The sequence below is a fragment of the Collimonas fungivorans genome (assembly GCF_001584145.1).
GTDB classification, from domain to species: domain Bacteria; phylum Pseudomonadota; class Gammaproteobacteria; order Burkholderiales; family Burkholderiaceae_D; genus Collimonas; species Collimonas fungivorans.
Genome location: NZ_CP013232.1, coordinates 4,701,794 through 4,727,815 on the forward strand (window position 1 = coordinate 4,701,794; position 26,022 = coordinate 4,727,815).

Annotated in this window: 21 protein-coding genes and 1 tRNA gene; 12 read left to right on the forward strand and 10 right to left on the reverse strand. The window is 61.4% G+C overall.

Features of this window, described 5'->3' with window-relative positions:
- Nucleotides 1-2 precede the first annotated feature (2 nt).
- The 6 genes from CFter6_RS20660 (at nucleotide 3) to CFter6_RS20685 (ending at nucleotide 3,870) form a co-directional block, all read left to right on the forward strand.
- A tRNA-Gly gene (locus CFter6_RS20660) sits at nucleotides 3-76 on the forward strand.
- 162 nt (nucleotides 77-238) lie between these two features.
- Nucleotides 239-946 carry a tRNA (guanosine(46)-N7)-methyltransferase TrmB gene (gene trmB / locus CFter6_RS20665; RefSeq protein WP_061541515.1) on the forward strand — a complete coding sequence of 236 codons (708 nt, stop codon included), beginning with the start codon at nucleotides 239-241 and terminating at the stop codon, nucleotides 944-946.
- 36 nt (nucleotides 947-982) lie between these two features.
- Entirely contained in the window at nucleotides 983-1,531 is a 549-nt protein-coding gene (locus CFter6_RS20670; RefSeq protein WP_061541516.1) for a hypothetical protein, read from the forward strand.
- Between the two features lie 68 nt (nucleotides 1,532-1,599).
- A complete protein-coding gene (thiL, locus tag CFter6_RS20675; protein WP_061541517.1) occupies nucleotides 1,600-2,595 on the forward strand; it encodes a thiamine-phosphate kinase in 996 nt (331 codons plus the stop codon).
- Nucleotides 2,592-3,122, forward strand: a complete 531-nt coding sequence (locus CFter6_RS20680; RefSeq protein WP_061541518.1) for a phosphatidylglycerophosphatase A family protein — start codon at nucleotides 2,592-2,594, stop codon at nucleotides 3,120-3,122. The genes thiL and CFter6_RS20680 overlap by 4 nt, the downstream gene beginning before the upstream one ends.
- A gap of 238 nt (nucleotides 3,123-3,360) precedes the next feature.
- A complete protein-coding gene (locus tag CFter6_RS20685; protein WP_014007674.1) occupies nucleotides 3,361-3,870 on the forward strand; it encodes a CinA family protein in 510 nt (169 codons plus the stop codon).
- Nucleotides 3,871-3,882: 12 nt separating this feature from the next.
- Here CFter6_RS20685 and pyrF read toward each other — a convergent pair whose 3' ends face one another.
- Nucleotides 3,883-4,710, reverse strand: a complete 828-nt coding sequence (gene pyrF, locus CFter6_RS20690) for an orotidine-5'-phosphate decarboxylase (RefSeq protein ID WP_061541519.1) — start codon at nucleotides 4,708-4,710, stop codon at nucleotides 3,883-3,885.
- Nucleotides 4,711-4,851: 141 nt separating this feature from the next.
- Here pyrF and CFter6_RS20695 point away from each other — a divergent pair, with 141 nt between their 5' ends.
- The 3 genes from CFter6_RS20695 to CFter6_RS20705 are packed head-to-tail and all read left to right on the forward strand — an operon-like array spanning nucleotide 4,852 to nucleotide 6,802.
- A complete protein-coding gene (locus CFter6_RS20695; protein ID WP_061541520.1) occupies nucleotides 4,852-5,451 on the forward strand; it encodes a LemA family protein in 600 nt (199 codons plus the stop codon).
- A complete protein-coding gene (locus tag CFter6_RS20700; RefSeq protein ID WP_061541521.1) occupies nucleotides 5,451-6,299 on the forward strand; it encodes a TPM domain-containing protein in 849 nt (282 codons plus the stop codon). The genes CFter6_RS20695 and CFter6_RS20700 overlap by 1 nt, the downstream gene beginning before the upstream one ends.
- On the forward strand, nucleotides 6,299-6,802 hold the full coding sequence (locus CFter6_RS20705) for a TPM domain-containing protein (RefSeq protein ID WP_061541522.1): 504 nt from the start codon (nucleotides 6,299-6,301) through the stop codon (nucleotides 6,800-6,802). The genes CFter6_RS20700 and CFter6_RS20705 overlap by 1 nt, the downstream gene beginning before the upstream one ends.
- A 69-nt stretch (nucleotides 6,803-6,871) precedes the next feature.
- On the opposite strand, the gene dacB is transcribed toward CFter6_RS20705, so the two are convergent.
- A complete protein-coding gene (dacB, locus tag CFter6_RS20710) occupies nucleotides 6,872-8,266 on the reverse strand; it encodes a D-alanyl-D-alanine carboxypeptidase/D-alanyl-D-alanine endopeptidase (protein ID WP_417924811.1) in 1,395 nt (464 codons plus the stop codon).
- Nucleotides 8,267-8,498: 232 nt separating this feature from the next.
- Nucleotides 8,499-8,681, reverse strand: coding sequence for a hypothetical protein (locus CFter6_RS20715; protein ID WP_061541523.1), 183 nt, complete (start codon nucleotides 8,679-8,681; stop codon nucleotides 8,499-8,501).
- Nucleotides 8,682-9,345: 664 nt separating this feature from the next.
- Here CFter6_RS20715 and mgtA point away from each other — a divergent pair.
- Nucleotides 9,346-12,108 (forward strand): magnesium-translocating P-type ATPase, encoded by a 2,763-nt coding sequence (gene mgtA, locus CFter6_RS20720; RefSeq protein WP_061541524.1) that lies wholly within the window; start codon nucleotides 9,346-9,348, stop codon nucleotides 12,106-12,108.
- Nucleotides 12,109-12,255: 147 nt separating this feature from the next.
- Here the strand turns inward: mgtA and CFter6_RS20725 are convergent, their stop codons facing one another.
- The 3 genes from CFter6_RS20725 to CFter6_RS20735 form a co-directional block, all read right to left on the reverse strand.
- Nucleotides 12,256-12,906: a DUF1345 domain-containing protein gene (locus CFter6_RS20725; RefSeq protein ID WP_061541525.1), complete on the reverse strand. Its 651-nt coding sequence runs from the start codon at nucleotides 12,904-12,906 to the stop codon at nucleotides 12,256-12,258.
- A 309-nt stretch (nucleotides 12,907-13,215) separates the two neighbouring features.
- Complete coding sequence (gene cynS, locus CFter6_RS20730) at nucleotides 13,216-13,686, reverse strand: cyanase (protein ID WP_061541526.1); 471 nt, start codon at nucleotides 13,684-13,686, stop codon at nucleotides 13,216-13,218.
- Between the two features lie 51 nt (nucleotides 13,687-13,737).
- Nucleotides 13,738-14,400 (reverse strand): carbonic anhydrase, encoded by a 663-nt coding sequence (locus CFter6_RS20735; RefSeq protein ID WP_061541527.1) that lies wholly within the window; start codon nucleotides 14,398-14,400, stop codon nucleotides 13,738-13,740.
- A gap of 110 nt (nucleotides 14,401-14,510) precedes the next feature.
- Here CFter6_RS20735 and cynR point away from each other — a divergent pair, with 110 nt between their 5' ends.
- On the forward strand, nucleotides 14,511-15,401 hold the full coding sequence (cynR, locus tag CFter6_RS20740) for a transcriptional regulator CynR (protein ID WP_061541528.1): 891 nt from the start codon (nucleotides 14,511-14,513) through the stop codon (nucleotides 15,399-15,401).
- Nucleotides 15,402-15,515: 114 nt separating this feature from the next.
- Here cynR and CFter6_RS20745 read toward each other — a convergent pair whose 3' ends face one another.
- From CFter6_RS20745 to CFter6_RS20755, 3 genes are read right to left on the reverse strand one after another with little or no spacing between them, the layout of a single operon-like run.
- On the reverse strand, nucleotides 15,516-18,599 hold the full coding sequence (locus CFter6_RS20745) for an efflux RND transporter permease subunit (protein WP_061541529.1): 3,084 nt from the start codon (nucleotides 18,597-18,599) through the stop codon (nucleotides 15,516-15,518).
- A 13-nt stretch (nucleotides 18,600-18,612) separates the two neighbouring features.
- A complete protein-coding gene (locus tag CFter6_RS20750; protein ID WP_061541530.1) occupies nucleotides 18,613-19,797 on the reverse strand; it encodes an efflux RND transporter periplasmic adaptor subunit in 1,185 nt (394 codons plus the stop codon).
- Nucleotides 19,798-19,820: 23 nt separating this feature from the next.
- The gene (locus CFter6_RS20755; protein ID WP_061541531.1) at nucleotides 19,821-21,308 is read right to left on the reverse strand and encodes an efflux transporter outer membrane subunit; all 1,488 of its coding nucleotides are present in this window, start codon (nucleotides 21,306-21,308) and stop codon (nucleotides 19,821-19,823) included.
- Between the two features lie 1,015 nt (nucleotides 21,309-22,323).
- Between CFter6_RS20755 and CFter6_RS20765 the strand changes: the two genes are divergently transcribed.
- A complete protein-coding gene (locus CFter6_RS20765) occupies nucleotides 22,324-25,554 on the forward strand; it encodes a di-heme oxidoredictase family protein (protein ID WP_082814918.1) in 3,231 nt (1,076 codons plus the stop codon).
- Between the two features lie 178 nt (nucleotides 25,555-25,732).
- Here the strand turns inward: CFter6_RS20765 and CFter6_RS20770 are convergent, their stop codons facing one another.
- Nucleotides 25,733-25,966 (reverse strand): CCDC90 family protein, encoded by a 234-nt coding sequence (locus CFter6_RS20770; RefSeq protein ID WP_061541533.1) that lies wholly within the window; start codon nucleotides 25,964-25,966, stop codon nucleotides 25,733-25,735.
- Nucleotides 25,967-26,022: the final 56 nt, after the last annotated feature.

The window sequence follows — 26,022 nt, forward strand, 5'->3', positions numbered from 1 at the left end:
TTGCGGGTGTAGTTCAATGGTAGAACGAAAGCTTCCCAAGCTTTAGACGAGGGTTCGATCCCCTCTACCCGCTCCAGATCAGCGCTGGCGCCCGTGTCACAGGGCGCCATTTGTATTTTTGAGGCGGCCTGTCGCCTGGCGTTACAATGACGCCATGGCCCATGGCAGCTCAATGGCAACTCTATGGCAATTGAGCGCCCGCCTCATCTTAACCCTAGCCCTAGCTCGTCTATCAAGCATGTCAGAAAACAAATCCGGCAAACCCCTTTTTTACGATCCGACCGAACACCGGATCCGCAGCTTTGTCACGCGCGCCGGGCGTTTGTCGACGGCGCAGGCGCGCGCCATCGAGGAACTGGGGCCGCGTTTTTGCGTGCCCTACGACAAGGCCGTGGTCGACCTCGGCCAGGTTTTCGGGCGCAGTGCGCCGACTATCCTGGAAATCGGCTTCGGCATGGGGGAAACCTCGGCCAAGATTGCCGCCGGCATGCCGGAAAAGAATTTCCTCGGGGTCGAAGTCCATACGCCTGGCGTCGGCAGCCTGCTGAAGCTGATCGGCGAGCAGCAGTTGGGCAACCTGCGCCTGGTCCAGCATGACGCGGTGGAAGTGCTGACCAACATGATCGCTCCCGGCTCGCTGGCCGGCGCCCATGTGTTCTTTCCCGATCCCTGGCACAAGGCGCGGCACAACAAGCGCCGTCTGATCCAGGGGCCGCTGGTCAGCCTGCTGGCCTCGCGCATCGCGCCGGGCGGCTACCTGCATTGCGCCACCGACTGGCAGGAGTATGCTGAGCAGATGCTGGAAGTATTGAGCGCCGAACCGCTGCTGAAGAATAGCGCCGAGACTTACGCAGAACGGCCGGATTACCGGCCGGTGACCAAGTTCGAGAACCGCGGCTTACGGCTCGGGCATGGCGTCTGGGACCTGGTGTTCACGCGCGTTTGAACTGAATTGCTATAGCTGCTATAGGAAGCCTGCGACATGTTGATAACCCGAGTTTTTTCCCGCATCGACAAGCGGCTCGCCACGATGGGCGCCTCGGCGTTGCTGCTTGCCCTGTCCCACCTTTCGCCGGTGCAGGCGGGTGAACAGGCGCCGCCGCTGCCGCCTGGAACGATCACGGTTGAAGACACCCATTACCAGCCTGCCGCTCCCGGGGCGCCGCAGTTGCCGGCGTCCTCCGGCCGGCCGTCGGCCGAGGGCATGGTCGAGGCAGCCAAACGCGATGCCGGCAAGATCGACCGCGACCTGCGCAAGGACGCGCCGCCCAAGGACGCAAAGGTGGCAGAACCTACCATGCAGCAGAAACTGGAAATGGGCCTTGCCCCTCCGGCCCCGCCGCCACCAAGTTCGCCGAAAGACACCACCATGGAAGACATCACGCTGCCGAACGGCCAGCGCGTCACCAAGGTGACCGGGCCGAACGGCACCTATTGCGTGACCCAGATCTCGGTCGGCAATACCAAGGGCGAGGACATCATGCAGAAAGGCGCCATTTCGCGCACCACTTCTTGCGGCGCAGGTTTCTGAAGCAATCCCCCTGCACCCAATTTCAGCAAAATGACCGTCTAGCACCCGTCATTCGGTACAATCTGCCTATGTTGTCCGAATTCGACCTGATCTCCCGCTACTTCACTCGCGCGCCACGCAGCAATCTTGCCCAGATTGCGCTCGGCGTCGGCGACGATTGCGCGCTGCTGGTGCCTGGCGCCGGCAAGCAGCTGGCGATTTCGACCGACATGCTGGTGGAAGGACGCCATTTCTTCCCGGATGCAGATCCCTTCACGCTCGGCCACAAATGCCTGGCCGTGAACCTGTCCGACCTGGCGGCGATGGGCGCGCGGCCGCTGGCTTTTACGCTGGCACTCGCCCTGCCCGCCGTGCATGAAGAATGGCTGGCGGCGTTTTCCGGCGGCCTGCTGGCGCTGGCTGACGAGCACCAGTGCGAACTGATCGGCGGCGACACCACCAAAGGCCCGTTGAATATCTGCATCACGGTATTCGGCGAAACCGCGCCGGGACAAGCCCTGCGCCGCGACGCTGCCCAAGCCGGCGACGATATCTGGGTCTCCGGCACGCTGGGCGACGCCCGGCTGGCGCTGGCGGTGTACCGGCAAGAACTCGACGCCGAGCTAAGTGCGGACCTGAAACTCGGCAGCGACAGTTTCAAACTGGCTGCCACCCGCATGCATCAACCGACGCCGAGGGTCGCGCTGGGCCAGGCCCTGGGCGGCATCGCCCATGCCGCCATCGACATTTCCGATGGCCTGGCCGGCGATCTCGGCCATATCCTGGCGCGCTCGTCCGTCGGCGCCACGCTGACGGTCGACAGCCTGCCGGCCGGTGCGGTGCTGGGCCGGCAAAACCAGGCGATCCGCCGCCACTTCACCTTGGCCGGCGGCGACGACTACGAATTATGTTTCACCGTCGCTGCCGATCAGCGCGACGCCGTGCTGGCGGCAGCCCAAAGCGCCGCCACGGCGGTCACCCGCATCGGCAGCATCGACGCCCAACACGGTTTGCGCCTGCGCGACGCTGGCAACAGCACGCTGGACCTGCAACTTGCCTCTTTCGACCACTTTCACTCAACATGACTCAAGCAACGACCCAAGCAACTGCGCCGTCTCAACCGATCAAGGCCAGCGCCCGCTTCATGCTGTCGCATCCGGCGCATTTCATCGCCCAGGGCTTCGGCAGCGGGCTCTCGCCCATCATGCCGGGCACCTTCGGCACCTTGTTCGGCTGGCTGTCGTATGTGGTGCTGACTACCCGCTGGCCGGAGATTTTCACGCCGCTGAACTGGCTGGTGATCATCGCCGCCGGCTTCATCGTCGGCATCTGGACCTGCCAGAGCACCGGCCGCCACCTGGGCGCGCCGGATCACGGCAGCATGGTGTGGGATGAAATCATCGCGTTCTGGCTGGTGCTGGTGCTGGTCACCCCGGCCAGCCTGTCGGCGCAGTTCGGCGCCTTCATCGTGTTCCGTTTTTTCGACATGGTGAAACCACCGCCGATCGCCTATTTCGACCGTCATTTCAAGGGTGGTTTCGGCGTCATGTGGGATGACATTGTGGCAGCGTTTTACACCTTGCTGGCGTTGGCCCTGTGGCGTGTGATCTAGGACGCGGCGATTGCATCTGTCCGTAACAAGTGGCAGTATGTACCCAGTGTAGTGCTGCGCACCTAATGGCGCTTAAGAAATGGTGTATTTTCGCGCCAGGCTAGGCGCAAACCGGAGCGATAGTGGGACTATCGCGAGGATTTGCAACGACGCATGGCGCGAAAAGACGCCGCTTATTAAGTGTCATTAGGTGCGCAGCACTGCACTTGCCGGCAGAACAGCAAACAGGAGTTGAGACATGAACACCAGCACTGTAGTTGAAGGCAACACCGAACAAATCCTCGATCTGGCGGCGCAAGTCGGCCGTACCCTGCAAGCCAGGAACTGGTTCCTGTCGACCGCCGAATCCTGCACCGGCGGCGGCGTGTCGCAAGCGATTACGGAAATCGCCGGTTCTTCGGAATGGTTCGATTGCGGCTTCGTCACCTACTCCAACGCATCCAAGACCGAACTGCTGGATATCCCTGAAGCCGAGATTGCGCAGCATGGCACGGTGAGCGAAGAAATTGCCGCCGCCATGGCTGAAGGCGCGCTGGCCAACAGCAACGCCGACGTCAGCGTCTCCACCACTGGCATCGCCGGGCCGGGCGGCGCGGTGCCGGGCAAGCCGGTCGGCACGGTATGTTTCGGCTGGTCAGTCGGCCATCGCACCCATACCGAACGGCTGGTATTTGCGGGCGACCGCCATGCGGTGCGCGAACAGACCGTGATCCATGCGCTGCAAGGGCTGCTGCGCTTCCTGAAATAAACTCAAGTACGATCAGCTACGAAAGCGATTGATCGCGTCGCGGGTTTCCTCGGCCACGCGGCGCGCGGCTTGGGCATAGTCTTCGCCGGCAGCCTGGTCAGGCTTGGCGTACAGGATGGCGCGCGACGAGTTGATCATCATGCCCGTGCCGTTCGCCGTTTTACCGGCGTTCACGGTGGCCTGGATATCGCCGCCCTGGGCGCCGATGCCCGGCACCAGCAGCGGCATGTCGCCGATGATGCTGCGCACTTGCGCCAGTTCCTGCGGGAACGTCGCGCCCACCACCAGGGCGCACTGGCCGTTGGTATTCCACTTGTCAGCCACCAGGCGCGCCACGTGCTGGTACAGCGGCACGCCATCCACCGTCAGGAACTGCAGGTCGGAACCGCCGGCGTTGGAGGTACGGCACAGGACGATGGCGCCGCGGTCCTTCCATTCCAGGTACGGTGCGACTGAATCGAAGCCCATGTAGGGGCTGACGGTAACGGCGTCGGCGCCGTAGCGTTCGAATGCTTCGCGCGCATACTGTTCCGCGGTGGCGCCGATGTCGCCGCGCTTGGCGTCCATCACGATCGGGATCTGCGGATAGTTTTTGCGCAAGTAATCACAGATCGCTTCCAGCTGGTCTTCCGCACGTATCGCCGAAAAATAGGCGATTTGCGGCTTGAAGGCACAGGCGGTGGCGGCGGTGGCGTCTATGATTTCTTTGCAGAAAGTGAAGATCGCGTCCGGCTGGCCCTGCAAATGCGATGGAAATTTGGCAACATCCGGATCCAGCCCGACGCACAGCAGGGAATTGTTGGCGCTCCAGGTGCCGGATAGTTTTTCGATAAAAGTCACGGTGCAGCCTCAATAATGCAAACCCCCGCATTGTAATTCCAATTTAGCCGGGAATAAGCGGAGTAGTCGCTATTTAACACTTGAGCGGCTATCGATAGTTTGCTAACGTGCATAACATTGTTTCTTTTATCAGGGATATCCATGAAAACTTTCTCCAAATGGCTGGCAATTGTTACCTTCGCCTCGCTGCTCAGCGCCTGCGGCTACAACGATTTCCAGACCAAGGATGAGGCTGTGAAAGCCGCCTGGGGCGAAGTCGTCAACCAATACCAGGGACGCGCCGACCTGGTGCCGAAGATCGCTCAGATCGTCAAGGCCTACGCCACCCATGAAGAAGCCACCTTCGAAGCCGTGACCAAGGCGCGCTCCGCAGCGACCAGTTTCCAGATCACGCCGGAAGTGCTGAACGATCCTGCCGCCTTCGAGAAATTCCAGCAGGTCCAGGGTCAGTTGTCTTCGGCCTTGTCGCGCCTGATGGCGGTATCCGAGAATTATCCGCAACTGAAGGCCGACGGTTTGTACCGCGATGCTCAGTCGCAGCTGGAAGGCATCGAGAACCGCATCAAGGTAGCCCGCAACCGCTACATCGTCGCGGTGCAGGACTATAACGTGCTGGCGCGCAGCTTCCCCACCAACCTGACAGCGATGGCGATGAGCTACAAGGTCAAGCCGTCGTTCACCGTGGATAATGAAAAGGCGATCTCGACATCGCCTGACGTCGATTTCGGCGGCAAAAAATAATGTCGCAGAAGGTGATCCCAGCGCTTCGCCTGTGGCTGCTGGCCCTGTGGCTGGCGCTGTTTGCGGTATCCGCCGCGGCGCAGGCCCAGGTGGCGGTGCCGCCGCTGCAGGCGCACGTCACCGACCTGGCCGGCATGCTGCAGCCGGCGCAGCGCGACGCGCTCGACAATACCTTGAGCGAGTATGAGGCGCGCACCGGCAGCCAGATCGCCATCCTGCTGCTCAGCAAGACCGAGCCGGAAGGCATCGAGGATTATGCCGTGCGCGTGGCCGATGCCTGGAAGCTGGGACGCAAAGGCATCGACGACGGCGTCATCCTGCTGGTGGCGAAAGACAATCCGAAAGCCTTGCGGCGCATGATGATACTGACCGGACGCGGCGTGCAAGGCACGCTGACCGACGCCCAGTCCAAGCGCGTGCTGCAGGAAATCATCGCGCCTTATTTTTCCAAGAGCGACTACTACGGCGGCCTGACTGCCGGCATCTCGGCCATCATGCCGCTGCTGGACCAGGAAAACTTTGCCCCGCCCAGCCGTAAATCCGGACCAGCGCAAGAGCCCTCCTCCGACTGGCTCGGCGCCCTGGCGCCGCTGCTGTTCTTCGGCTTCATCATCCTGATCACCATCATTTCACGCGCACGCGGCGGCGGCGCCGGTTCCGGCCGCTCGCTCAACAGCAATGTCTGGGGCAACGCCGCCGGCGTCATCATCGGCAGCATCCTGAGCCAGGGTGGACGCGGCGGCGGCGGTTTTGGTGGCGGCGGCGGAGGTGGAGGATTCGGTGGCGGCGGCGGTTTTTCCGGCGGCGGTGGCGGCTTTGACGGCGGCGGCGCCTCGGGAGACTGGTGATGGCACAAACCCTGCAACGCATCTGGCGTCATTTGCTGACCACCCGGCGCAGCGCACGGCGCGCATTTCCGGCGACCACGCTCAAAGCCATCCAGCAGAAAATTGCCGACGGCGAAGTCACGCACCGCGCCGAAGTCAAAATGATTGTCGAAGGCTCGCTAAGCCTGCCCGCCGTGCTCAACGGCGTCACCTCGCGCAACCGCGCCCACGAACTGTTCTCACACTACCGGATCTGGGACACGGAAGAAAACGTCGGCGTCCTGCTCTATGTGAACCTGGCCGACCACAAGGTCGAAATCATCGTCGACCGCGCCATCGGCCATGCTACTAAATCCGCCGACTGGCAAGCCGTGTGCAAGACCATGACCAAGGAATTCGCCAACGGCGCATTCCACGACAGCACACTGGCCGCGCTGGAACAAATGAACGGCCTGCTGACCCAGCACTTCCCCGACGAAGGCCGCAAGAAAAACGAACTGTCGGACAAGCCGCTGCTGCTGTAACGCCCAATTAATTCGACTCTGACCCTAATTAATTTATTAGGGTCAGAGTCGAATTATTAGCTGCGAATTTTAGCCATTCTCGTAGACCCATTGCAGCAGGCCGTCTTGGGCGGCTTGGCCGCGGGGGGCGTTGGGGTGGTTGATCAGGCAGACTACCGCGTAGTATTTGCCGGAGGCGGCCAGTACGTAGCCGGCGATCGCCCGGACATCGTTCAGGGTGCCGGTCTTGACGTGGGCCTGGCCGGCGACGCTCTGGTTTTTCAGGCGCTTGCGCATGGTGCCGTCGTAACCTACCAGCGGCATCGAGGAGACGAACTCAGGCATGACTGGCGACTGGAATGCGGCGGCCATCATGCGGCCCATCGTCCTGGCTGAAATCCTTTCGTTGCGCGACAGGCCCGAACCGTTTTCGATCACCAGGCCGCCGGTCTCTATGCCCTTGTTGCTGAGCCAGCTTTGGATGGCGCGCGCGCCGCGGTCCGGGGTGGCCGGGACTTTCAGGATGTCGGAGGCAATCGTCAGCAGCACTTGGCGCGCCATCACGTTGTTGCTGTATTTGTTGATGTCGCGGATCACTTCCGGCAGCGTCACCGAGTTCCATTCGCTGACCAGGGTGCTGCCGGCCGGCGCCACGCCGTTTTTCACCACGCCGCTGAAACTGCCGCCAAGGTCGGACCACATCTGGCGGAACACCGCGCCGAAGTATTGCGTGCTGCTCATCTTGTAGGGATTGACGTACCAGGTCTTTTCACCGCAGGAAGCCGGCAGCGCGCCGTTGAAACTGGCGCCGTCGGCGTCCACCGAGGCCTGCAGCTTGCCTTGCCAGTCGTCGCAGTTGCCGCTACCCAGGCGCGGCGGCGTGATCGGGTAGCCGCTCATCGGCGGATCGATCAGCACGTTGACCTGGCGCGTTTCCGGATTCGGCACGAACTGGAAGGTCAGCGCCTTGTAGTTGAGCAGCAAGGCATCCGGGCCGACGTTATACGGCTTCATCGGATCGCCGTCGAACTCGCCCGGATCGTAGGTGCTCTCATCGAACGTGCTGCGGTCCAGCACGATATTGCCGCGGATGTCGCGGATGCCCTTGGCGCGGATCTGGCGCAGGAACAGCCAGAAATTTTCAAGCACCAGCTTGGGATCGCCGTTGCCCTTGAAGATCAGGTCGCCCTGCAGCACATTGCCGACCTGGCTGCCGTTGGTGTAGGCCTGGGTTTTCCAGCGGTAAGTCGGCCCCAGCAGTTCCAGCGCGGCGTCGGTGGTGACCAGCTTCATGGTCGAGGCCGGGTTGAACGGCGTGCCGGCATTGGCGGACGCCATCACCTTGCCGGCGCCGTCGACTTCCTGCACATAGACGCCGACGTTTTGGGCTGGAATCCCGGCAAGTTGCAAAGCTTTGCTGAACGATGCTGGCGGCGCAGCGGAAGATACAGCAGACGATTCCTGCGCCTGTACGCCGGGCAGCAAGACGGAAGACAAGAGAAGGACACTGATCGCGTGGAGTTTATTCAAGTGGGCACCGGTGAAAAAGAAGGTTTGCACGGGATTATCCCATGCGTTCACGCGATGCTAGAAAAGGAACTGCGACCGGCTGCGGAACAAGCTGTAAAGCAGCGCCGGCGGATGTGCGGAAAATCAGAAAACAACGCCACTGCGGGATGCTTTCAGCGATCCCGACATGCACTGCAAGACTGCGGCGTCAGAGCAAAGCTGGTATGGCTTCCAGGATAATCAACGCCAGCAGCGCGCCGCACACAGCGCCGACAGCGCGCAGGCTGCCGCGGGCAAACTTGGAGGCAACCGGCACTTCGCCGCACAACACCACGCCGGCGATGGCTGCCGGCACAAAAAACAGCAGGTTGTTCATCACCAGGTTGACCATGGTCATCTCCTTTATATATTTGTAATTTCAGTATAGTTTTCTCATGCTCAAAGGCAAGGTCGAATAATTGATTGACAACAGGCCGGGCATAGCAAAAGCCAACTTGTGCTGTCCTGCACAATTTTCTTGACCGCCCTGCCCGGCGCGGCTACTATCCACCAGTCTAAATTTTATGGAGTCCCTTTAATGGGCACTTGTTCGAGTGACAGTTGTAGCCAGACCCGTTCTGGCGCCGCCTCGGCAAGATAACGCAGGACTTCCCCTGCCGTCATCTCGCCGCCGGCGAATGATGGTATCCCAGCATCCGGAGCGTGTTTCCGGGCGCACAGTATTCCACCACCTGATCTTGTTTCACGCATAGTCGCGCCGCCGCACCGGCAGCGCGCCAGGCTGATTCTGGCTCCGACCATGGCTAACGCTGCTGTCGAGGCTATCGAATACGTGTATCCAGCGCTTGAGACACACGAGATTGTCATCAAGATGTCACCGATCGAATTTACAGTCTGGTGCCGCTCTAAAACTTTGTCTTTTTGCCGACAGGCTGTCATCCGGATGGGTTGCCAGTCGTTAACAGAAAGTTAAAAGCGATAAGAGCACAGGCAAGCAGGCAGCAACACTCCGATCGACGGCAGCCGACCGCAATGCATGAAAAAAGAAGAAGACCATGAATCTGAATATTCTGAGAGAAACATTCGTTAGCTTTGTCCGCAGCCACGGCATGGATCGCCACTTCCGCCGCCTTGGCGCCGACATGTTCCGCAGCACGCCGGTCAGCAAGGAAGTGCCGCCGTCGCTGGCGGAAACCCTGTCCAGCGCTGCCCGCGTCGACATCAGCGAACTGTTCCAGACCCTGCACAGCCGCGCCGACGGCCTGACCGAAGCGGAAGCGGACACCATCCGCGCCAGCGCCGGCCCGAATGAAGTCGAGCACGAAAAGCCGATCTCGAAATGGACGCACTTGTGGCAATGCTACAAAAACCCGTTCAACCTGCTGCTGACCGTGCTGGCCGCCGTGTCCTACCTCACGGAAGACATGAAAGCCACCATCGTCATCGGCTCCATGGTGGTGCTGTCGACCATGATGCGCTTCATCCAGGAATCGCGCTCCAATACCGCCGCCGATAAGCTCAAGGCGATGGTCAGCAACACCGCCACCGTGCTGCGCCATGACCTGGCCGAAGACATCGCCGAGGAAGCCCTGCGCTACTTCGACGTCACCCTGCATCCGAAGGGTGCGCGCCGCATCGAGCTGCCGATCAAGAAACTGGTGCCGGGCGACATCGTCCAGCTGTCCGCCGGCGACATGATCCCGGCCGACCTGCGCCTGCTGACCGCCAAGGACCTGTTCATCAGCCAGGCCGCCATGACCGGCGAATCGCTGCCGGTAGAAAAATTCGTCACCCACCGCGGCGCCGCCACCAGCAACCCGCTGGAACTGGACAACCTGTGCTTCATGGGCACCAACGTGGTCAGCGGTTCGGCCACCGCGATCGTGGTCACCACTGGCAACCGCACCTACTTCGGCGCCCTGGCCGAGCGCGTCACCGCCACCGACCGCACGCCGACGGCATTCCAGTCCGGCGTCAACAAGGTCAGCTGGCTGCTGATCCGCTTCATGATGGTGATGACGCCGGTGGTGTTCCTGCTGAACGGCTACACCAAGGGCGACTGGGTCGAAGCCTTCCTGTTCGCGATGTCGATCGCAGTCGGCCTGACGCCGGAAATGCTGCCGATGATCGTCACGTCGACCCTGGCCAAGGGCGCCGTTGCGCTGTCGCGCAAGAAGGTCATCGTCAAACGGCTGGACGCGATCCAGAACTTCGGCGCCATGGACGTACTGTGCACCGACAAGACCGGCACCCTGACCCAGGACAAGATTTTCCTGGAACGCCATACCGACATCCTCGGCGAGCAGGACGACCTGGTGCTGGAATATGCCTACCTCAACAGCCACTACCAGACCGGTCTCAAAAACCTGCTGGATGTCGCCGTGCTGGAGCACGCCGAACTGCAGCGCGAAATGGCGCTGGCCTCGGCTTACCGCAAGGTCGATGAAATCCCCTTCGATTTCCAGCGCCGCCGCATGTCGGTGGTGGTCAGCGAACGCGAGGATCACCATGAACTGATCTGCAAGGGCGCCGTCGAAGAAATCGTCTCGGTCTGCACCCACGCGCGCCACAACGGCCAGGTAGTGCCGTTCACCAAGGAACTGCTGCAGGAAATCTACGAAACCACTTCCAGCCTGAACGCCGAAGGCTTGCGCGTGGTGGCCGTCGCCGCCAAGGACCTGCCGCCGACCAAGGAAGTGTATGGCGTCGCCGACGAAAGCGACCTGGTCCTGATCGGCTACATCGCCTTCCTCGATCCGCCCAAGGAATCGACCAAGCCGGCGCTGGACGCGCTGAAGGCGCACGGCATCACGGTCAAGATCCTGACCGGCGACAACGAACTGGTGACCGCCAAGATCTGCCGCCAGGTCGGCCTGGCCGTGGACGGCATGTTGCTCGGCAACGACGTCGAGAAAATGAGCGACGCCGACCTCGCCATCGCGGTCGACACCACCACCGTCTTCGCCAAGCTGAGCCCGACCCACAAGGAACGCATCGTGCGCGTGCTGCATGACAAGGGCCACGTGGTCGGCTTCATGGGCGACGGCATCAACGATGCGCCGGCATTGCGCGCAGCCGACATCGGCATCTCGGTCGACACCGCGGTCGATATCGCCAAGGAAGCGGCCGATATCATCTTGCTGGAAAAGAGCCTGATGGTGCTGGAAGAAGGCGTGCTGGAAGGCCGCAAGACCTTCGCCAACATGCTGAAGTACATCAAGATGACGGCCAGCTCCAACTTCGGCAACGTGTTCTCGGTATTAGTTGCAAGCGCGTTCCTGCCGTTCCTGCCGATGCTGCCTTTGCACCTGCTGGTGCAGAACCTGCTGTACGACATCTCGCAGATCACGATTCCCTTCGATAACGTCGACAAGGAATTCCTGGAAAAACCGCAGCGCTGGAACGCCGGCGAAATCGGCCGCTTCATGGTGTTCTTCGGCCCGATCAGCTCGATTTTCGACATCACGACATTTGCCCTGATGTGGTATATCTTCGGCGCCAATACGCCGGAACACCAGACCCTGTTCCAGTCCGGCTGGTTCATCGAAGGCCTGCTGTCGCAAACCCTGATCGTGCACATGATCCGCACCCGCAAGATCCCGTTCTTCCAGAGCCGCGCTTCGTGGGCCCTGATGAGCATGACACTGATCATCATGGCGGTAGGCATCCTGCTGCCGATGTCGCCGCTGGCGCACTACTTCAAGCTGCAGGCTTTGCCGCTCACCTACTTCCCGTGGCTGCTGCTTATCCTGGTGGCTTATGCGGTGCTGACGCAGGCGATGAAAGGCTGGTACGCCCGCCGCTACGGCTGGCAATAGCGTTCGCGCGTGGGCACGATGTGCCCACCCTACCTACTTCCCGTGACTGCTGCTTGGCTGGCGATAACACGTAGGGTGGGCACCTGTGCCCACGCGTGACCGTGATAACCGGAGTACAAGCAACAGCGTGGGCACGGGGTGCCCACCCTACCCGACCAGGCCCGCCGCGATGTTGATCGACAAACCCAGGATGGCGGAGTTGAACAGGAATGTCAGCACCGACTGCATCAGCACGATCTTGCGCATGGAGCGCGTCATGATGCTGACATCGGAAGTCTGGACCGCGACAGCCATGGTGAACGAAAAATAGAGAAAATCCCAGTAGTCGGGATTTTTTTCGTCGTCGGGAAAACGCAGCGGCAGCTTGTCGCCGGCGCAGGCGTAAAACAGGCGCGCATAGTGCAGCGCAAAGATGGTGCCCACCAGGAACCAGGAACCGAGCACCGTCATGCCGGTAAACATGTACCTGAGCTCTTTCGGCCCCGGCAGGAAATCCTGGGTATGCGCCAGCCCCAGCACCACTGCGCCGATGCTGCTGACCGCGGCAACGCAAATCAGGACCAGTATCACGGTATCGTTTTCGTCCTCGACCGCGGCGCGCCTTTTCACCTGTCCTGAGTTGGCTCGGACCATCATCCACCAGAGCGTCGCCAGGTATGTCCAGACGCCGGCGTTCCAGCCGATCAGCAGGCGCGTCAGGTGCGAACTGGTGGGCTGGACCGCCCACACCGCGAGGCCGACGATCAACGCAATCATCAGGCGCGGGTGGGTGTGAAAAACCAGGCGGCGTATATCCATGCTTGTCCTTTTTGAATCTGGCACCGATACAAAACGAGGCTACATTGGAGCAGCCTCGCCGTTTCGTCATCGATAGCATATTGCAACTGCGGACTTCCGTGTGTTTTCGCTTATTTTCTTTGGTTCTTCAGGCTTCTCTGTGGGTAAAGGGGCGCTATCGCGCATGGTTTGCCAAGAAGTAGGGTGGGCACGCTTTTGTGCCCACGCGGAAGCGCTACAGCGTGGGCACAAAAGCGTGCCCACCCTACACACTTCCGTGTGTTTTCGCTCATTTTCTTTTAAGCGAGCGCACACGGCGCACGGATCTGCCTAGTACGGCTTATTCGGCAGGAACTTGCCGTCCAATGTAATCACAGCACGCGAACCGCCATCCGGATCTTCCACCCGCTTCAGGTCCAGCTTGAAGTTGATGGCGCTGATGATGCCGTCGCCCAGCTCTTCGTGCACCAGCATTTTCAGGGTAGTGCCGTAGATCTGCAGCATTTCGTAAAAACGGTAGATGGTCGGATCCGTGGGAATGCCGCCAGGGATGCTGCCGCGCAGGGGGATCGCCTGCAATTCCGCCGCCGCTTCCGGTTCCAGGTCCAGGCGCTGGCAAACCACTTCAGCGGCCGCCTTGGGCAAAGCGTGCTGACCCAGCAAGGCTGCGGTGACATACGCCACGCTCAAGCCTGTGCCCGTCGCCAGCTGTTTCCAGGACAGGTCTTTCAACGCCTTGGCGGCGATGACGCGTGAGGTCAGTGCAATACGGTTATCTTGGTAGACGTTAGCTTGTTGCATGGTATTTCCTTTCAATGAGAGAAGCAAAAACTACAGAGGGGATACAAAAGGTCAGGCCACCAGGGCGCCGCGCTTGGCTTGCGTAGCAACGGTCTGCGGGAATTCGGCGAGCGAAACAAAACGGTTGCTGCCGCCGTCCAGCGCCACGATGGAACCGGTTTCGATGTCGTACACCCAGCCGTGCAGGTTAAGCCGGCCCTGTTCCAGCGCCAGCGCAACCGAGGGGTGGGTTTTCAGATTCACCAGTTGTGCAATCACGTTTTCACGCACCATCGAACTGAGGCGTGCGGCCGGTGAAATATGGGTGCGCGCTGCATTGACTACCTTGGCTGAATCGGCGTGGCGCAGCCAGCTGGCTACCGCCGGCAAGTGATCCAGGCACTTGCAGCTGGAGATGGCGGTCATGGCGCCGCAATCGGAATGGCCGCAGACCACGATGTCGGTCACGCCCAGCACCGCGACCGCGTATTCGACCGTGGCGGTGACCCCGCCCGGCTCGGAACTATAGGAAGGAACTATATTGCCGGCGTTGCGGATCACGAAGATGTCGCCCGGATCCTGCTGGGTCAGCAGTTCCGGCACGACGCGGCTGTCGGAACAGGTGATGAACAACGCACTGGGGCTCTGGGTCGTTGCCAGCTGCTTGAACAGGGCGGACAGCCCGGGGAAAGCATCTTTCTGGAATTTCAAGACTCCTTCGACGATGGACTTCATGGCGTTTCTCCTTGGGTGATGAACAGTGAGACCATGATGGAGCGATCAAACTATTGCGTCCAAGACCGATATACAATCAACTCAATTACTAATACCTATAGTTATCAAACATGCTATTACGTCACATACGCTATCTGCTGGCCGTGGTTGAACACCGCAATTTCACGCGTGCGGCAGAAGCGCTGTACGTGTCGCAACCGACTTTGTCGCAGCAGATAAAACAGCTGGAAGAGACCCTGGGCGTGCAGCTGCTCGACCGCAGCGGCAGGATCGTGCGCGCGACCGATGCCGGCGAGGCTTACCTGGACCATGCGCGCAGGGCATTAAGGGAACTGGAGGCGGGGCAACGCGCTATCCATGACGTGCTGGACCTGACGCGCGGCGCCCTGCGCCTGGCGATGACGCCCAGCTTGACGTCTTACCTGGCAGGGCCGCTGGTCGCCGCTTTCAATGCCAGCTACCCGGGCATCGCCATGCACGTGATTGAAATGCCGCTGGACCGGATCGAAGCGGCGCTGGCTACCGATGAAGTCGATCTCGGCATTGCCTTCAGCCAGGTCCGCTCGGGCGAAATAACTTGCCAGCCGCTATTTGCGGAAAAACTCAGCGTAGTGGTTGGCCTTGGCCATCCGCTGCTGCAGCGCCCTGCTCCGATTACCGTACAAGACCTGGAACAGCAGCCTCTGGCATTGCTGAGCGCAGACTTTGCAACGCGGACCTATGTCGACGCTTATCTGCATCAGCAAGGCATTTCTCCCAGGATCGCGGTCGAAGCCAACACTATCACCGCCATCGTTGAAATTGTGCGCCGGGGAGGCATGGCGACCATCCTGCCTGACGCCGTCACCCGCGAAAACCCGAACCTGCGGGCAGTCCAGCTGAAGCCGGCGTTGCCGCATCGCGCGGTGGCGCTATTGCGGCGCAAGGACAGCTACCAGAGCGCCGCATCACGCGCCTTCACGAAGCTGGCGGCAGACATGATGCGTGATCCGGCGCCGTAGGGTGGGCACCCGTGCCCACGCTGTGCGCATGACCGGCCGTCCGCGTGGGCACAGGTGCCCACCCTACAAAAAAAAAGCGCCCTCGCGGGCGCTTTAACAATTCAGGCAAACAATCTACTTCTCCGCCGCATGCAGCTTGCCGCCTGCAGTGCTGGCTCCTGCTTCATCACGATGCTCGCCATGGTGCTTGCGCCGCAGCTTGCCGCTTGCCCATACCAGGAAATCGTCGACGTAGGTGAACACCACGGGAATCACCAGCAGGCTGAGGAAGGTCGAAGTCACCAGGCCGCCGATCACGGCAATCGCCATCGGTCCGCGGAAGCTGGAATCGGCGCCCAGTCCCAGCGCGATAGGCAGCATGCCGGCGCCCATCGCGATAGTCGTCATGACGATCGGCTGGGCCCGCTTGTGGCAAGCATCCATCAAGGCGTCAAAGCGGTTCAGGCCATGATCGCGCCGCGCCACGATGGCGTACTCGACCAGCAGGATCGAATTCTTGACCGCAATCCCCATCAGCATCAGCAGGCCGATCAGCGACGGCATGGAAAACGAGTTATGCGTGATCAGCAAAGCTGCAAATGCGCCGCCGATGGACAAAGGCAACGCCGCCAGGATGGTCACCGGCTGCAGGAAACCCTTGAACAGCAGCACCAGCACCATGTAGACGCACAGCACGCCGGTCAGCATCGCCAGGGCAAAGCCGGAGAACAGCTCCTTCATGACTTCGGCATCGCCCAACGCACCACGCTTGACGTTAGGCGGCAGGTTGTTCAGGCTCGGCAAGGCATTGACCTTGTCCATGACTTCGCCCAGCTCATGGCCGTTCAGTTCAACGTGGATGATCACGCGGCGGTTGCGGTCGATGCGGTCGATGCGCGCCGGTCCGCTGTCGAAGCGGATGTCGGCCACCGAGCTGAGCGGCACGTTGCCGCTCTTGCCTTGTACCGACAAGCGTTCCAGCACGCTCATGTCATGCCGCGCATCTTCCGGCAGGCGCACCCGGATCGGCACCTGGCGTTCCGGCAGGTTCAGCTTGGCGACCGACTGGTCGTAGTCGCCCGAGGTTGCTATGCGCAAGGTTTCGCCGATGGCGGATGCGGTGACGCCAAGGTCGGCCGCTTTCGCGAAGTTAGGCGTGACGATAATTTCCGGGCGCACCAGGCTGATGCTGGACGTCACGTTGCCGAGATCGGGAATGGTGCGGATCTCGCGCTCCACCGCCTGCGTCACCGCGCTCAGCGCCTGCGGATCGTCGCCCGACAGCAGCAGCTGCAATTCCTCGCCGTTGCCGCCGGCGCCGACGGTGTAGCGCAATCCAGGCAACTTGGTCAGCAGCTTGCGCAGCTCGATATCGACTTCGCTCTGTTTCTTCTTGCGCTCCGGCGGATCCTTGAGCAGCACGGTCAGGGTGGCGCGCCGCGCATCGTCGCCGCCGATCGCACTGTATACCTGCGATACATCCTTGTTAGTCAGCAGCAAGCTGCGCGCATACTCGGCGCTGGCGCGGGTGTTCTCCAGGATGCTGCCGGGCGGCAGTTCCAGGGTCACTTGCGTCTGGCCGCGGTCGCTGGCCGGGATGAAGCCGGTCGGCAGGAACGGGATCATCGCCAGCGATGCGATAAAAAACAGCGCCGCCATGCCCATGGTCTTGACCCGGTGCCGCATGCACCAGGACGCGATCACCAGGTACTTGGCCATCAGGCGGCTTTCCTTCTTTTCATGCAGGATAGGCTTGAGCAGGTACGCCGCCATCATCGGCGTCAGCAGCCGCGCCACCACCAGCGAGGTGGTCACCGCAATCGCCGCGGTCCAGCCGAACTGCTTGAAATATTTGCCGACAATGCCGCTCATGAACGCCGTCGGCAGGAACACCGCCACCAGCGTAAAGGTAGTCGCCACCACCGCCAGGCCGATTTCGTCGGCAGCTTCCATCGCCGCCTGGTACGGCGTCTTGCCCATGCGCAGGTGGCGCACGATGTTTTCGATTTCAACGATCGCATCGTCGACCAGGATACCGATCACCAGCGCCAGCGACAGCAAGGTCACGCCGTTGAGGGTGAAGCCGAGATAGTTCATCACCATGAAGGTCGGGATGATCGACAGCGGCAGCGCCGCCGCGGCCACCAGCGTCGCGCGCCAGTCGCGCAGGAAGAACCAGACCACCAGCACCGCCAGCAGCGCGCCTTCATACAACAGCGACATGGAGCCGTCATAGTTTTCCTGGACCGCGTCGACGTTGTTGAAGGCTTCCTCGATCTTCACATGGGAAGCTTTCTCGCCCAGCGCCGCGACCGCTTTCTTTACTGCCTTGGATACCGTGATTTCGCTGGAACCCTTGCTGCGCGTGATTTCAAAACCGACCACCGGCTTGCCGTCGAGCAGCGTGATGGCGGTGCGTTCGCCGACGCCGTCGGTCACCTTGGCGACCTGGTCCAGGCGGATCACATGGCCGTCCGGCAAAGCCATCTGCAAGGCAGCGATTTCCGCCACATTGCCGACCGTGCCGATGGTGCGCACCGATTGCCGGGCGCCGCTGATATCGGCCTTGCCGCCCGGCGCTTCCTGTTGCACCCGCTGCAGCTGGCGCGAGATCTGCGCTGCCGACACGTTCAGGGCCGCCATCCGCTCCGGATCGAGTTCCACCAGCACTTCACGGTTGACGCCGCCGACGCGGGCGATCTTGCCGACGCCAGGCACCGACAGCAAGGCCTTGGAAACCTCGTTGTCGACAAACCAGGACAGGGCTTCTTCATCCAGCTGTTCGGACTTGACGGTGTAGGTGATGATAGGCTGGCCCGAGGTGCTGGCCTTGCCGTAGACCGGATCGCGGACGTCGATCGGCAAATCGCTGCGCACGCGGTTGACCGCATCATGTATATCGTCCATGGCTTCCTGGATGTCTTTTTCCAGGCGGAATTCGATATTGATGTTGACCACGCCATCGTTGATGGTGGTGTAGATATGGCGGATGTCGGTGACGGTAGCGACCGAATTTTCAATCTTGCGCGCCACCTCGGTTTCCAGCTGCGAGGGCGAAGCGCCCGGCAAGGCGGTGGAAACCGAAATGAAGGGAAAATCGATATCGGGCGAATCCTGGACCAGCATGCTTTTGAAACTCATTAGCCCCATGACGGTGAGCATGATGAACAGCAGGATGGCGGGAACCGGGTGCTTGATCGACAGAGCGGAAAAATTCATGGCGGCTCCCGGGTTACTTCAAGGCCAGCGGCGCGGCGTTGGCAGCGGCCGGCTTAGTGTCGGCTGGATTCGCCGCCGAACCTGCAACCGGATTAGCCACGCGCACGGTGTCGCCGTCGGCCAGGAAGCCCGCGCCCTTTTCAATCAGCACCATGGCCGGCGTGATGCTGCTGGCGCCGTCGACCACTTCAATCCGTTCGCCGACCCGCCGTCCCAGGTTGACCTTGGTCTGGATGACTTTATCGTCCTTGCCCAGCTGGTAGACATAACTGAAGCCGTCGCGCATCACCACCGCGCTTTGCGGCAGAGTCAGCGCCTCGGCGCGGCCGAGCAGGAACTGGCCGGTGCCGAACATGCCGGCGTGCGCGCTGCCTGGCACCGGCAGGTCGACATACACCAGCGCGTTGCGGGTAGCCGGATCCACCGTCGGCGCAATCATGCGCACCTTGCCGTCGACCAGCACGCCGTTGGTGACACGCAGCTTCACCGCCTGCCCGACCTTGATCTGCAGCAGGTCGGTAGCGTTGACTTCGGCGCGCCATTCGAGGCGGCTCTGGCGGATCAGCTTGAATAGTTCCTGGCCTTGCGACGCCACCGCGCCGACGGTTGCGCTGCGCGAAGAAATGACGCCGTCGTCAGGCGCGATAACCTCGGTCTGGCGCAGCCGGATCTGCTGCATTTCCAGGGCGGCCTGGGCCGACAGCAAACGCGCTTTGGCGCTGCGTTCGGCCACTTCGTATTGGGTGGTCTGCTGGCCGCTCAAGGCGCCGCTGTTGACCAGGGTGCGCGCCCGTTCGGCATTGGCGTCGGCTTCCGACAAGGCGGCGCGCGCTTCTTCCACCGCGGCTTTTTGCTGGGCCACCTGGGCCGCCACGCTTTCATTGGTGAAGCGCGCCAGCACCTGGCCGCGTTTGACCACATCACCGACGTTGACTCGCACTTCCGCCAGCAGCAAACCGCCCAGCTCGCTGCCGACCACGGCTTCCTGCCAGGCCGCGATGCTGCCGTTGGCGGTGAGGGACAGCGGCCAGTCGATGGTTTGCGCCTTGGTGGTGGTGACGGTGAGCGACGCCTTCGGCTTGGCGGGTTCCTTGTCGCCGGATTTTGCGTGGTTGCTGGTAGTGGCCCAGAATGCGCCGCTGGCGATCACGACCACGGCGGCGACGATTGCTGCTTGCTTGAAAGATGGCTTTTTCATGACAGGATTCTTTACGGATAGTATTAAGAACGATCGGTGCCTGGCGTGCCCGCAGGCGTCGCTGGCGGAACTGCTGCCTGCTCCTTGCCATTGCGCCAGCCGCCGCCCAGGGCCTTGTAGAGCGCAATCCAGGCGGTAACGTGTTCACGTTGTACGCTGATTTGAGTCTGCTGCGCCGACAGGAAAGTCCGGCGCGCATCTTCCAGTTCAAACAGGCTGCCGCTGCCGGCCTTGAATTTGTCGTCGTTGGCGCGGAAGTAGCTCTCGTATTCCTTCGCCGCCAGCGCCGCATCGTCTTCGCGCCGCGCAGCCGCATCCAGCCGCACCAGCGCTTCTTCGATTTCACGCGCTGCGCTGCGCACCTGCAGCTGGTAGCCGGCATAGGCCTCGTCGTAACGGCCGCGCGCCAGGTCGACTTGCGCCCTGAGCAATCCGGCATCGAACAGCGGCAGCTTGAGCGAAGGACCGAACGACCAGGTGTCGGAACGGGAGCTGCTGCCGTCGAAGCGGAAGCCGCCTATGCCGATGCTGCCCAGCAGCGAAAGGCTCGGATAGCGGTTGGCCTGGGCGACATTGATCTCGGCGCTGGCGGCCGCCAGTTCGCGCTCGGCGACAGCGATGTCAGGCCGTTGCGACAAGGCCTGTGCCGGTACGCTCTCGACCACGAAGCCGCGCGGCGTTGGCAGACGCTCGTTGACCGCAAGCTTGGTGCGCAAGGCCGGTTCGGGAATGTCGGTCAGCGCCACCAGGGCCTTGATATCAAGATCGCACTCGGTACGCTGCACCACCAGTTTTTGCCGGGCGTCCGCGGTGGAGCCGTTGATCAGCGCACCGTCCGCCGGCGCCGTAAAGCCAGCCTTGACTTTCAGCGCCGTCAGCTGGGCGGTCTGTTCGCGCGACTTCAGGTCCTGCGCCAGCATCGCCGCAGTGGCCACGCAGGCGCGGTAGTTCACCAGGGTGCTGCCGACTTCCGCCGCCAGCGACACTTTGGCGCCGTACCAGTCGGCGTTGCGGGCGAACACGCGCGCATTGGCAGCTTCGGCCGTCTTGCGCTTGCCGCCAAACAGGTCAAGTTCCCAGCTGGCGTCGAAGGCGGCAGTGCTGTTGGTGGTGATGATGCTGGCGCTGCCCAGGCCGGTGGTGCCGGAGAGGGATTTGCTGCGTGTGCTGCTGGCGTCGGCGGCCACCGAAGGAAAGAGCGCACTGCCGGCGGAACCCGCCGCGGCGCGTGCCTGCGCGATACGCGCCAGGGCCTGCGCCAGACTTGGGTTGCTGGCCTGGGCCGTAGCCACCAGCTCGCTCACCAACGGGTCGTCGAACTGCGACCACCAGTCCGTCAGGTTGGCCGCAGCATTGCCATTGGCGGCGGTTGGCGGCAGGCTGGCCTGGAATTGCGGCAGCACCGCTTGTGATGAGGTAGCTGGCGTGGGCTCCTGGTAGGTAGGCCCGACAACACAGCCGGCGATCACGGACAGCAGGGGTACGCTGCCGAGCATCTTGAATAAACGCATCCTTTTCCCTTACATGATTTTTTGAGGGGCTCCCAAATGCGGGATTTTTAATTGTTTTGTGCTGCTTTACTGGGTGTAACGCTGTCTCTGGCTATTTGCTGCAACTCTCCAATGTACAGCGTGTGCCGACACTGTAAAGAGGAAAATTGCTGTCCGGTATGCGATTGCGACAAGCTGCCGAATCGTGGGGATAAACCGGCTAAAACACGGGATGAAATGCAATCGGGCCAAATCGCGGGAAATATCCGTCAAATGTTATCGAAAAACCACCATCAAGGATATTCCGTAAAATTTCTGCGCTGCAATAATAGCGTGCTTCTACCCTGTTTAGTAAGCCCCATACCACTTTAACGGCATGGCTGGCATGCCTCGGAGGGTCATGCATGATGCCCGGTTTTATTTACACGATCATGAATCGATCATGAAGACACCAGGACAAGGGCCAGAATGCATAACGTAGGGTGGGCACTTGTGCCCACGCTGAATTAACTCCTCGGATGATCGACGTTCCGCGTGGGCACGGGGTGCCCACCCTACGAGTCTGAGAATCATGCATGATGCCCGATTTTTCCACGATCATGAATCGATCATGAAGACAGCAGGACAAGGGCCGAAACGGCATGGCGTAGGGTGGGCACCTGTGTCCACTCTGAATTGGCTCCTCAAATGATCGACGTTCCGCGCAGGCACAGAGTGCCCACCCAACGAATCCACATCTTCGCTCTACATGTCCTTTACATGCTTGAAAACGATGTCAACGTTGAGTTGCTAAACAAAATAAACCATCTGCTTGCCGCAAACATCCGTTCCGACGACAAAAAATGTCAGTCGTTGACCAATCAGTGGCAATAAATTTTTTATTGCCACCAAATGTCCAAAAAAACACCGTCAATATTGCTGGTACAACACTTGCTCATATGCAAGTTCCCGTACCGCCAGCGTGGCCCGTTTATTCAGCCAGCTAAACAAATCGTTTTTTGACGAGAACGTCATAACAAAAACAAAGGAATGCATCATGAACAAAGTGCCATCTCAGCGCCGGCTGAAATTGGAGCCGAATTTCGGACCGTTATGCAAGCTGTCGACACAAATGCTGCCCCTCGCCCTGGCATTGCTGCTCGCAGCCTGCGGCGGAGGAGGCAGCGACGACCCTGCAGCCCAGGATGCCGCGGGCAAGTCGTCCAAGGCCCTGGCCGCGGCGAGCTCGGCGGCGGAAACCGTGCTGACGCCTGTGAGCGCCAGCGCCAGTTCGGCGGAACGCGGCGACCTGTCCGCCGCTGCGGCCATTGACCACAACGAGAGCACACGCTGGGGCAGCGGCTTCTCCGACGACGAATACCTGACGCTGGATTTCGGCACATCGCAGGTCATCAACCGCGTCCATATCGACTGGGAAAACGCGCACGCTCTGCAATACCTGCTGCAGGTTTCCGACGACAACGCCAACTGGACCACGATCAAGACCGTGGACAACAGCGGCGGCGGCTCCGAAGACTGGACCGGGCTCTCGGGCCAGGGCCGCTTCCTGCGCATGAAGGGCATCAAACGTTCGACCCAGTACGGCTATTCGATCCTGGAGATCCAGGCTTTCTCCGGCGCCCCGGTTGCGCCGCCGGTCACCGATCCTGTACCGGTGCCGGCCGACACCAGCAAACCGGGCCTGATCATCACGCCCGTCGCGGCGACTTCGTCGGCCCTGGAAAACCAAGGCTTGTCGGCGGCCATGGCGATCGACGGCAAAATGACTACGCGCTGGTCCAGCGCCTCCGAGGACGGCGCCTGGATCCAGTTCGACTTCGGCGCCAAGACGCAGGTCGGCTACATGAAGCTGCTTTGGGAAAACTCCTACGGCAAGCAGTACGCGCTGCGCGTGTCGGATGACGGCGTGACCTGGTCGCAGTTGCGCTACGTGAGCAACGGCCAGGGCGGCACCGAGGAATTCTTCAACCTCGGCGTCAATGCCCGCTATATCCGCTTGCAGGGTGTGGCCCGCGCCACGCAGTATGGCTATTCGCTGTTCGAGGTGCAGTTCAAGACGCCGGGCAGCGACAACACGCTGCCCAACAACGCCACATCGGCCCTGAAATTCCCTGCCAGCGGCAGCGGCTGGGCGCCATTGCCGGGATCGGCCGAGCCGCTGGAAACTCTGCAGTTCACGCTGCCCGACGGCACCCTGGTCACCCGCTTCGGTGCGCGCGGCCTGGCCCGCCACGGCCGCGAGCGCGGCGAGGACTGGAACGAGATCGGCTACGGCCCTAATGATACCGTCGACCCCGCCACCGGCGCAGCGGTGGACAAAGGTCCGGGCAATTACCTGACTTTTGTGCCTCAGTATTTCAAGAACCGCACCTGGGGTTTCGAGGTGGTCGACAATAGCCGCGTGGCGGGTGTGACCAAGCCGACGCTGAAAGTCAACCAGTACTTCCAGCAAGACCAGCTGCCTGGCGGCGTGGCATGGTTCCGCGCCTTCGACCGGCCTGGCGTTACCGGTTACGGCTGGATGAATCCAGGCGAGCTGGTCGACCGCAATCTCACCATCTGCCCATCCGTGCCCTACCCGCCGAACGGCAAACTGGCTAACGCCGGCATATATAACAACGGTTGCAGCCTGATTGTCAGCGGCTACCCGGGGCATGGCGCGCTTGGCGCCGACGGCTTCCCGAATGGCGGCAACGTCCCCGGACGGCCGCTGGTGGTGGGCGACATCATCGAAGTCTCGCCATCGTTCTTCTCGACCAAGGACGCCATGCTGGCCAAAGGCGACGACGGCGGCATCCGCTACTATTCGGCCGAATGGATCTACGTGGTGGGAACCGGCCTGCGGCCCTGGTACGGCGTACAGCCGCGCCTGAATTCGGTGCCGCTGCCGGCCGAGACCTTGTCGGGCGGGGTGGGTTCGATATCCTACAACTACTCGGACAATGGCTTGTTCATGTTCCAGCAGCCGCAGAACAATGTCGGCATGCAGAACATGCAGCGCTTCGTCGAAGGCCGGCGCCTGGTGCATACCAACTTCACCACCGGCGACCACAACGAGCCGGGCAATGACCGCTACGCGCCGGCTGTCGGGCTGCAGGGCGGACGCTTCAACCAGTCCGCCTGTATCGCCTGCCACGTCAACAACGGCCGCAGCATCGCGCCGGGCGGATTGAACCAGCGGCTCGACAGCATGTCGGTCCGTGTCGCGATGATCGATGGCTCGGGGCAGCAGCTGCCGCATCCGCAGTACGGCACCGCGGTCCAGATGAATGGCGTGTCGGCCAGCGGAACCTCGCAGAACTGGGGCAACAGCGTCAGCGTCGGCGGCTTCGAATCGCGTTCGGTGCAGCTGGCCGACGGCACGGCAGTCGAACTGCGCAAACCGACGCTGGTCTTCGAGGGGCCGCTGCCGGATGCAGTCTCGCTGCGCGCCGCGCAACCGATGATTGGCACCGGCTTGCTGGAAGCCGTGCCGGAAGCGGACATCCTGGCGCGCGCCCGGACCGTGCCGGATGCGGATGGCGTCAAGGGCCAGCCTAACTTCGTTTTCGATCCGGAGTCAGGCGCCGTGCGTGTGGGCCGTTTCGGCTGGAAGGCATCCAAGGCGACGCTGCGCCAGCAGGCCGCTTCCGCGCTGCTGCTGGACATGGCTGTCACATCGCCGGTCTACCCCAACCGTGCCTGCAACACCGACCCTGCCGGCTGCGCTGCCGCCGGGGCGCAAAAGGGCATCTCGGAATCCGACCTGCAATCGATTTCCAACTATCTGTCACTGGTTGGCGTGCCGGCCCAGCGCAGTATCGCCAGCGGTTTCCCCAAGGGCGTGGCGCCGCTGGATGAACACCGCGTCGATCCGGCGCAAGTAAGCACCGGCTCCAAGGTCTTCCAGGGCATACGCTGCACCGCCTGCCATGCGACAGAGATGAAGACCGGACCGGGCCATCTGTTTGCCGAGTTGCGCAACCAGACGATCCATCCCTATACCGACTTGCTGCTGCATGACATGGGCACAGACCTGGCCGACAAGTTTACCGAAGGCCAGGCCAAAGGCGGCATGTGGCGTACGGCGCCTTTGTGGGGTATCGGTTACACCGACAAGGTGATGGGCAACAGCGCCAAGGTCGGCTATCTGCATGATGGCCGTGCCCGCAGCCTGACCGAGGCCATCCTCTGGCACGGCGGCGAAGCGGATCGTTCCCGCCAGCGCTTCCAGGCCCTGTCGGCGACGGATCGCGATGCGCTGCTGGCTTTCCTCAAGTCGTTGTAGTTGTAGCGTGGGCAGGTTTTCTGCCCACGCTGTATGCACTTCTCGCATGATCGACGGTCCGCGTGGGCACGGGGTGCCCACCCTACCGGCAGCCGGCTGCTTCAAGTAATGACGCCTTGGCAAAGGGATGAATTCATTGTTTATTAGAAGCGTGGGAACAGGAATGCAAAAAAAACGCTCAGGCAATCCACTTCAACAACGCACTGAAAACACCTAGTGCTACTACCACTATGGCGCCAAGCTTGACAGTCAGGCTTAGCTCCAGCTCGCGTAAATCGGCCTTGGTGGCCAGCTCCGCCGATTCGTGCGCTTTTTTTACTGCATTGGAGATGGCCTCGGCCTGCAATGCCGGCACGCCGGCCGCCTCAAGGGTTTTAACAAATTCATGTGTATCAAATGTCACCGCTGACATAGGCAAATCTCCTGTTGCAACAACTCTATCACTGAGCGTAACACTCATTGCATATC